10 protein-coding genes are annotated in these 7135 nt (G+C 27.0%); 2 read left to right on the top strand and 8 right to left on the bottom strand.

The window, feature by feature from the left end; genetic code table 11:
- Positions 1-102: 102 nt before the first annotated feature.
- Positions 103-840, top strand: coding sequence for a YaaA family protein (locus ACTCCZ_RS13135; protein WP_079580358.1), 738 nt, complete (start codon positions 103-105; stop codon positions 838-840).
- Between the two features lie 3 nt (positions 841-843).
- Here ACTCCZ_RS13135 and ACTCCZ_RS13130 read toward each other — a convergent pair whose 3' ends face one another.
- Genes ACTCCZ_RS13130 through secG form a run of 6 tightly spaced genes read right to left on the bottom strand, consistent with a single transcriptional unit; the run spans position 844 to position 4900 of the window.
- Positions 844-1923, bottom strand: coding sequence for an MFS transporter (locus ACTCCZ_RS13130; RefSeq protein WP_079580359.1), 1080 nt, complete (start codon positions 1921-1923; stop codon positions 844-846).
- Between the two features lie 5 nt (positions 1924-1928).
- Positions 1929-2396, bottom strand: coding sequence for an RDD family protein (locus ACTCCZ_RS13125; RefSeq protein WP_079580360.1), 468 nt, complete (start codon positions 2394-2396; stop codon positions 1929-1931).
- Between the two features lie 4 nt (positions 2397-2400).
- Positions 2401-3009 (bottom strand): orotate phosphoribosyltransferase, encoded by a 609-nt coding sequence (pyrE, locus tag ACTCCZ_RS13120; protein ID WP_079580361.1) that lies wholly within the window; start codon positions 3007-3009, stop codon positions 2401-2403.
- Positions 3010-3013: 4 nt separating this feature from the next.
- Positions 3014-3571, bottom strand: a complete 558-nt coding sequence (gene frr, locus ACTCCZ_RS13115) for a ribosome recycling factor (protein WP_079580362.1) — start codon at positions 3569-3571, stop codon at positions 3014-3016.
- A 19-nt stretch (positions 3572-3590) separates the two neighbouring features.
- The gene (locus ACTCCZ_RS13110; RefSeq protein ID WP_079580363.1) at positions 3591-4535 is read right to left on the bottom strand and encodes a polysaccharide deacetylase family protein; all 945 of its coding nucleotides are present in this window, start codon (positions 4533-4535) and stop codon (positions 3591-3593) included.
- 17 nt (positions 4536-4552) lie between these two features.
- Positions 4553-4900, bottom strand: a complete 348-nt coding sequence (secG, locus tag ACTCCZ_RS13105; protein WP_079580364.1) for a preprotein translocase subunit SecG — start codon at positions 4898-4900, stop codon at positions 4553-4555.
- A 110-nt stretch (positions 4901-5010) separates the two neighbouring features.
- On the opposite strand from secG, the gene ACTCCZ_RS13100 reads away from it, so the two are divergent.
- A complete protein-coding gene (locus ACTCCZ_RS13100; RefSeq protein WP_079580365.1) occupies positions 5011-5703 on the top strand; it encodes a methyltransferase in 693 nt (230 codons plus the stop codon).
- Here the strand turns inward: ACTCCZ_RS13100 and ACTCCZ_RS13095 are convergent.
- Together ACTCCZ_RS13095 and ACTCCZ_RS13090 are read right to left on the bottom strand one after the other, a co-directional pair.
- On the bottom strand, positions 5655-6059 hold the full coding sequence (locus ACTCCZ_RS13095) for a thiamine-phosphate pyrophosphorylase (RefSeq protein ID WP_079580366.1): 405 nt from the start codon (positions 6057-6059) through the stop codon (positions 5655-5657). The genes ACTCCZ_RS13100 and ACTCCZ_RS13095 overlap by 49 nt on opposite strands.
- A gap of 50 nt (positions 6060-6109) precedes the next feature.
- Positions 6110-6805 (bottom strand): Bax inhibitor-1/YccA family protein, encoded by a 696-nt coding sequence (locus ACTCCZ_RS13090; protein WP_079580367.1) that lies wholly within the window; start codon positions 6803-6805, stop codon positions 6110-6112.
- Between the last annotated feature and the right edge of the window lie 330 nt (positions 6806-7135).

Raw genomic sequence — 7135 nt, 5'->3', positions numbered from 1 at the left:
TTGGTAAAACAATATTTAACTTTACCAAAGTCTAAATAACTATCAGATTACTACTCTTATTTGATCTAGTAACTTGATAAATTTATTATACGAGGAAATTAATTGAAAATACTTTTAGCCCCAGCTGAAACTAAAAACCCAAATGGAGATTCAAAACCATTTTGTGAAGAAAACTTTTTTTTAAAAGAACTATTTTCTAAAAGAGAAGAGATATTTGAACTTTATGAAAATCATATAAAAAGTTTAGATTTGCAAGAGTTGTCAAAATGGTTTGGATTAAAAAAAATTGAAGAAGTTAAAAGATATAAACAATCACTTAAAAATAAGCCAACAATGAAAGCTATTCAAAGATATGATGGAGTGGCTTTTGATGCATTAGCTTATGATTGTTTAGATAATAAGCAAAAAGCTTATATAGATGATAATGTAGTTTTATTTTCTAATCTTTTTGGTCCAATTAAAGCTTCTGATTTAATACCTGATTATAAATATAAACAAGGCGCAAAACTACCTAATATAAATGTAGAAAAGTTTTATTTAGAAAACTTTAGTTTAGCTCTTGATGATTATTTAGGTGAAGAGATAATAGATTTAAGAGCAGGCCATTATGAAAAATTTTATAAAGCTAAAAAAGCAAATGTATTAACTTTTAAATTTCTAAAAGATAATAAAGTAGTTAGTCATTGGGCAAAACACTATAGGGGTATTTTATTAAAGCATTTAGCAACTAATAACATAAGTTCAATTGCTGAATTTTTAGCTTCAAATATTGAGGGTTTAAAATTAGTTGAAATACAAGAGAAAAAGAATATTAAACTATTAGTTATGCAAATAGAGTAATCTTTATTTTCTATTGATAATTACTAAAAATGCAAGTGCTGAAAATATAGCACTATATAAAAATAGATTTGCTCCATATAACCAACCTGCTATTAAAGCACCTAAAAAACCTCCAAGTCCATATGCAACTCCATACATGAATTGTTGTGCAAGTTTTTTATTTTCGTATAAAGAGTAAAGGTATATTATTACAGCACTATGAAATAGTCCAAATGAAAAAGCATGTAAGCTTTGCGATAAGAATGTTATCATTAATGAATCAGGATATAAATATAATAATAACCATCTAAAAGTAGTTATAAGTAAACAAAATTTGATTATTTTTATAAGATTTCTTTTTAACAAAGGTCCTTGAAAATAAAGCATTAAAATCTCACATATAACACCAAATGACCAAAGATATGATGTCATTTCTAGACTGATTCCATGTGCTGTTTCATAAATAGTGAAAAAATTATAAAAACCACCAAAACTTATTTGCATTAAAAATAAGCATACCCAAAATGTCCAATGCTTGGTAAAAGAAAAATTTTCATATGTATCTTGATTTTGAGTTTCATGTGAAACATCAAAACGAAGTAATATTAAAGAGAATATAACCATCATACTTATTACAAATAGATAAAAATCCAATGCAATTTTTGGCTGTGTTAGAAATCTTGCCAATATTAAAGAAATTAACATAAATCCAATTGAACCAAAAAGTCTTGATTTTCCATATTTATCTTTACCTAAATCTTTTATTGCCAAGATTTCAAGATAAGGTAAAATTAGGCTAAGACAAGCTCCTAAAATTGCATTATTAAACATAAATGCATAAAAATTATTTAGTGTAAAGTAAAAAAGTATTGCACAGAATATTGATGTAAATAAAGCAATTTTAAAAACCGTTTGATTTAAGTTTATATGTTTTAAGAATAAAAAAGGAGTTGCAAATCTCATTAAAGGAGCAAGTGCAAGTATAAAACCTATATCAAGAGCATCATATCCTACATCTTGTAATACCTTTGGTAAAAATATAACATAAATACCAACTGCTGCAAAGTAAAAAAAATAAAATGCAGATATACTAAAAAAAAGCATTGAGATTATTCATCAATTATAATTGTTCTTGATATCAAATCCTGAAAACTCTTTTTTTGTTTATGTAAAAAAGGTAAAAACATTAAGAAAATAGAAATAATTGAAACTAATGTAGCAATATATCTTAAGGCTGCTTGTAAAAAAGTTATTTTCTGATACTTTAAAGTTACAATTTTTAAAGAGTAAGCTTTCATTCCTGGTGTTTGTTGTTTCACATACCAAAAAAATAAAATTATAACTGCACTAATACCAAGAATCAGACTCCACCCATAAGCTCTATTTTGGGCAAAATCTTCTCCTCCGTTTAAAACTAAGTATATTACTAAGTAAGTAATAGGAGTAGTTATTAAAAATGAATCAGTTAGAAAGGATTTAAATCTAGAAAAAAGAGATGCACAAGGGTTTGAATTATCTTCTTTGATAATTGTTTCTTGTTTATTAGTTTTATTATGTTTTACATCTCTCCATCTCATAAACTTAGTTTCCTCTACTTCCTGGCTTGTATGCTACACTTCCTTCTTTACACATTGGACACTCTTCTGGAGAATACATCTCAAATGTAAAATCTTCAAGTGCAAAAAGTGGTTTATCAAGTGGTAATTTACAGTTTTCTTTTGCTTTAATATTACTTCCTTGTCTTGAACAAAAACCTCTATTTGCAAGAGCTGCATACGCAACAACATTTCCACCATTGTTTTCTATTTGTTTTGCGGCTTCAAGAGCTGAACCACCTGTTGTTATAATATCTTCACAGATAATATAATTTTCACCTTCTTGTACCTCAAAACCTCTTCTAATAGTCATCTCTTTTTCAACACGTTCTGCAAAGATAAATCTTACATCAAGTGCAGTTGCTAATGCAAAACCTGCTACAAGACCACCTAGTGCTGGAGAACATACTGCATCAACTTTGATTTTGCTATTTCTTATCTGTTTTGCCAAAGCTTCAGCTAAGATTTTTGCTGTTTTAGGATCTTCTAAAACTTTTGCAGATTGTAAATAAAATTTAGAGTGGTTACCACTACTTAATTTAAAGTGACCTTCTAACAATGCTTGTGAGTCTTTATATATTTGTTCTACATTCATTCAATTATACCGTTAATATTTCTTGTTCTTTATTTTTAAATGTTTCATCTGCTTTTGTTACATATGAATCAGTAATCTTTTGAATTTCATCTAATGCTTTTTTATTTTCATCATCAGTTATTTCTTTATCTTTATGTAAAACTTTTACTTTATCATTTGCATGTTTTCTTACATTTCTAATTGCAACTTTTGCATTATCTGTCATACCTTTTGCTTGTTTTGCAGCTTCATGTCTTTGCTCAACAGTCATAGGAGGGAAATATAGTTTTACTGCTTCACCATCATTATTTGGGTTTACACCAATATTTGCTTCGTTAATTGCTTTTTCAATATCACTTACTAAGTTTTTTTCCCAAGGTGATATAACTATTGTTGTTGCATCTGGTGATAGTACAGAAGCAACTTGATTTAATTCTGTTGGCGTTCCATAATAACTAACTTTAATTCCATCTAATATTGAAGTTGATACTTTTCCTGTTCTTAAACTTTTATAGTCTCTTCTTAAAGCTTCAATAGACTTTTCCATATGCTCTTTTGTTTCAGTATAAATTTCTTCTAACATTTTGTTCTCCTTTTAAATATTAATTTTTTATTATGATTTTATTTGCAACTGTAAAGTAATCAGGACTTAGCATAATTCTAGTCCTTGGATTTTTTAACTTAAGGTTTAATTTTAAATCAATTATACCATCATTTACTTTTACATCTTGCCATCCAAAACCAGTAATATATAGTTTTATTGTTTTTATTTTTGAATCAACTTTTGCATGAACTCTTTTAAGCACACCATCTTTAGGATATTTTAATGGCTTTAGCCATTGAGCTTCTAAAGTTTTATATCTTAATTTTTGTTCTAAGTTAACTTTACCCACAAGAGCTATTCTATTTATGTCATAAATATCAGAGTTTTTATTTACAGTTCCTATGCTTTGATTTAATATATAATCAAAATTAAACTCTTTTAATATATTTTTTATTTGATCATTATACTCTCCATAAGGATATGCATATGATTTAGGTTTAAATCCTAGTTTTTTTTCAAATACTTCAAAAGATTTTTTTGTATCATTATAAACTTCTTGCTTTGAAATCTTTGTAAGATGTGGATGAGAATAAGAGTGTAAGCCAATTTCTCCATACTTAGAAGCATCTTTTAGCTCACTCCATGTCATAAAGTCACCATAACCTTTTTTTGTTGCTTCAACATATACATATAAAGAAAATGGATAGTTGTATTTTTTAAAAATGGGCAAACCATTTTCATAAAAACTTTTATAAGAGTCATCAATAGTCAGTGCTATCCAGTTATTTGGAACTTCTTCTTTGTTTTTTACTTTTTCAATAATTTGAGAAAGTTTTACAACTTCATACCCATTGTCTTTAAAATATGTAAACTCTTTTTCTAGTTCTTTAAGTGTTGTATTTGTACTTGCATGTTTGCTATCCCCAAATCTATGATAAACAAATACATGCGCATTAGCACTTAAATAGTAGTAAGACATTATAAGAAGTAGTAGATATTTCATACTTCTACTTCTTATTTTTATTTTGTTGCAGGAACACTAGGTGCAGTAGGTGCAGCTGGTGCTGACTGTTCATTTTTTTGTTCTGGTTTGTTAGGAATTAAAGTGTTGATTTTTACATTATCAATAGCACTTTTATTTCTTTGTTCATTGTACATATACCCAAGAACTAAGGTATTAATAACAAAAATTAATCCTATTGCCATTGTGGCTTTTGATAAAAAACTACCAGGTCCTTTTGCGCCAAATAGTGAATCGTTACTTCCACTATAAGCACCAAGTCCAATACTAGAGCTTTTTTGAAGTAAAATTGTTATTGTTAATATAATAGCTAATACAAATTGAACTATTAATAGTGTAGAGGTCATATTTGTTGTCCTTTTTTAAAAATGCTGTTTATTTTATCTAAAACTTATTAAGATATAGCTAAAATGCAAAAAAATCTAAATAATAAACTTTAAAAGAGATAAAATTTTATATGTCTGTACAAAATGAATTTACAAAACATGCAAAAAATTATAATAACAATAATATTATTCAACAAATCATTGCAAAAGCATTAATTAGAGATATAAACAGTATGCCTAAAACTATTTTAGAGTTAGGTTGTGGTTCAGGACAAGTTTATAAAAATATTGATTGGGAAGTGGATTTTTACTGCGCAATTGACTTTGCTTCTTCAATGTGCAAGCTTCATCCAAGAAATAAAAAAGTAAAAGTTGAGTGTTTTGATTTTGATAGTGATGAATTTTTTAATTTTTTAGAAAATCAAAAGTTTGATACAGTTGTATCTGCATCTGCTTTACAATGGTCAAAAAACCTATCAAAACTTGTATCAAAACTTGCACAATCTACAAATAGTATAAATGCAGTACTTTTTACTTCAAATACATTTAAAAGTATTCAAAATATAACAAATAAAAAATCACCAATATTAGATGAAGATAATATAAGAAAGGCATTTTTAAATAGTTTTGATTGTGAATTTGAGAAATATACTTATAATTTAGAGTTTGATAATAAAAAAGAGATGTTTGATTATATTAAAAACTCAGGAGTAAGTGGAGATAGTTCTTTAAACTTTAAAGATGCAAAAAAATTATATAAAGAGTATAATTTAAACTATTTAGAGTTTGAAGTAATATTTGTTAGAACAATCTCTAAGTCATAAAGTTCATATCTAATATACTTAAAGTTTTCACTATCTTTACTAGAAGTTAGTTTACAAAACTCTTCTAATACTCTAGCACTCTCTTGCGCACGTTTAAAATTTGCAATAAGTATTGATTCTAGATTTTTTCTGTTTTGTTCACTGTTTGTTGATTTTTTTAAAACATCATTTTTAATATCACGAGATTGAAGTAGATCTTCATAAATTCCAATTCTACTTTGATGCCTTAACTCTTTTAATTTAAAAGCTGTTGTTTTATCATCATAGATATATCGAAAGATATCTTCTACAACTCTAATACCCTCTCTTAATCTATTTAAATTAGCATCAATAAGTCTTAAATTATTTTTTTTCATATTTTATATTATAGTAGTGAAATACTAACTCCTTTTGGAGTTAGTATTATTTAGTCATCACTATTCATAATACCTAAAATCTGTAGTAAAGATATAAACAGATTAAAGAAATCTAAATATAGTGACAATGCAGCTTCAACAGGTGAATCATATCCACCTCTTATGATATTTTGTGTATCATAAAGAATGAAAGCTGAGAAAAGAAGTGCTCCAGCACTTGCAATTACTAATTGAAACATTGATGATTGAATGAAGATATTTGAAATACCAGCAACAATCATTATAATTAATGCAATAAATAAAAATTTACCCATTGAAGAGAAATCTCTTCTTGTTGTCATTGCAAACATTGAAATCCCACCAAAAGCTACAGCTGTCATTAAAAATGCTTGACCAACAATTGATGCACCACCTGGCATTGAAAATATTGCAGACAATAATGGAGCAATTGTTAACCCAGTAATAAATGTAAATGCAAATAATACTGCTAAGTTTACACCTGGTGTGTGTTTAACTCTAGGAATAACAAAGAATATTAATCCTAATTCAATTGCAAATAGTATCCACATAACTGGTCCTGCAATTATTGAAACTATATCAAGTCCAATATATGCTCCAGCAGTTGCTGCTAAAAGTGATCCCGCAAATAATTGATATGTAGCTTTTAAAAAGCTCATAATCTCAACTCTTGATGAGTCTTGAGCTGTATTTTTTTGAGATTGTTCTAGATAATCTCTATTATACATCTTTAATCCTTTGTTTAATTCTTATATTATGTAGTAATGAAATTCTAATATGTTATGCTTAATATTATCTTTAAATAACATACTATTACATTACACTATTGATATAATACATAATAAATGTAAATGAAATATTAACAATTAAATATAAATAGAATTAATTTATTATAAAAAACCCCATAAAATATAGAGAAAGAAAAATAAGAGAAAGATTTTTCCAAAATTTAAGCCCACATTAAGTTTAAACCCTTGACAAAGGGGCAAGATTTGTCTATAATTCCCGTCCAAATTCGCTGAGGCAAACAAGAGATTGAGAGCTAAGGATTAGAATTA

The sequence above is a fragment of the Malaciobacter sp. genome (assembly GCF_055140965.1).
Note: the sequence above shows the minus strand (reverse complement) of the source record. Positions and strands in the feature narration are given on the sequence as shown.